The organism is Pseudonocardia nigra, assembly GCF_019396355.1.
Lineage (GTDB): Bacteria > Actinomycetota > Actinomycetes > Mycobacteriales > Pseudonocardiaceae > Pseudonocardia > Pseudonocardia nigra.
This window is the reverse complement of sequence record NZ_JAHKRK010000453.1, coordinates 1-1,431: the sequence shown is the minus strand read 5'-3', so window position 1 is coordinate 1,431 and position 1,431 is coordinate 1. Positions and strand designations below refer to the sequence as shown.

The 1,431-nt window shown below is 63.0% G+C and carries 1 pseudogene; it reads left to right on the top strand.

The window, feature by feature from the left end:
• Positions 1-124: 124 nt before the first annotated feature.
• A pseudogene (locus tag KME75_RS41520) lies at positions 125-1,252 on the top strand (IS256 family transposase); the annotation flags it as partial.
• Between the last annotated feature and the right edge of the window lie 179 nt (positions 1,253-1,431).

Here is a 1,431-nt window from a genome sequence, read left to right as displayed (position 1 = left end):
CGCCGGCCGCGCCAACCTCGCCCACGCCCGACGCGACCTCCACGACCACGCCGCCGCCTTCGCGGTCTTCGGAATCTAACAACAAACGATCAAACCGGACAAAGATCTACAACGCCGGGGCCCTGTGACGAAGGCGGTCCTGGAACGGGCCCTGCAGGCCGAGATGACCCATCATTTGGGCTACGAACGCGACGATCCGGCCGGCCACGGGAGCGGCAATTCACGTAATGGCAGCTCGACCAAGAGCGTGTCGACCACGAACGGGCCGGTGACCATCAGCGTCCCGCGCGACCGCAACGGCGAGTTCGAACCGCGGATCGTGCCGAAACGCGCCCGGCGGGTCGGGCAGATCGACGAACTCGTACTCTCCTGCTACGCCCGTGGGATGTCGACCCGCGACATCGAGGCGCACCTACTCGAGGTGTACGGTGTCCAAGCATCCCGGGAATTGATCTCGAACATCACTGAGGTGGTGACCGACGAAATCGAGATCTGGCGAAACCGTCCCGTCGACGAGGTCTACCCGATCGTTTATGTCGACGGTATCCGGATCAAGGTCCGGGAAAGGGTGCGGTGACCATCAAGGTCGCGTACCTGGTGATCGGCGTCGATGTGGACGGGCGCAAGCACGCGCTCGGGTGCTGGATCGCCGAGGCCGAGGGCGCGAAGTTCTGGCACTCGGTGCTCACCCAGCTGCGCAACCGGGGGTTACGCGACATCCTGATCGCCTGCTGCGACGGACTGTCCGGGCTGCCCGAGGCCATCACGGCCGTATTCCCCGACACCGTCGTGCAGACCTGCGTGGTGCATGTGATCAGAAACGCCATGCGGTTCGTGTCCTATCAGGACCGTAAGAAGGTCGCGAAGTCGATGCGGGCGATCTACACCGCGCCCTCGGTCGAGGCCGCCGAGATCGCGCTGAAGGACCTTGATCAGGAATGGGGTCGCCAGTACCCGGGCGTGATCGACGTGTGGCGCCGTGCCTGGAACGAGTTCGTACCGTTCCTGGACTACCCGCCGGAGCTGCGCCGGATCGTCTACACCACGAACGCGATCGAGTCCATCAACTTCCAGCTCCATCACCAAGACGCGTGGTCACTTCCCGTCAGACGAGGCAGCGATGAAGCTCATCTACCTCGGCCTGCGGAACATTTCCAGTAAGCGAGGAGGTGAATCCGGGACCGGAACACATGGCTGGAAGACAGCCCTGAACACTCTCGTCGTCCTCTTCCCCGGACGACTTCCCATGTGATAGGCTAATGACATCAGTCACCCGTGGCTTACACGGGAATCATGACAGGCTCCCGCTGGGCCCGCCGTGATCGACGAATCCCAGCAACGGATGGAACCCGAAACCCTTCTTCCAGGTGCGGGTCGCGTCTTCCTTGTCGGAGTGTGCGGTGACCAGCGTCACGTCCAGATCGATCACCA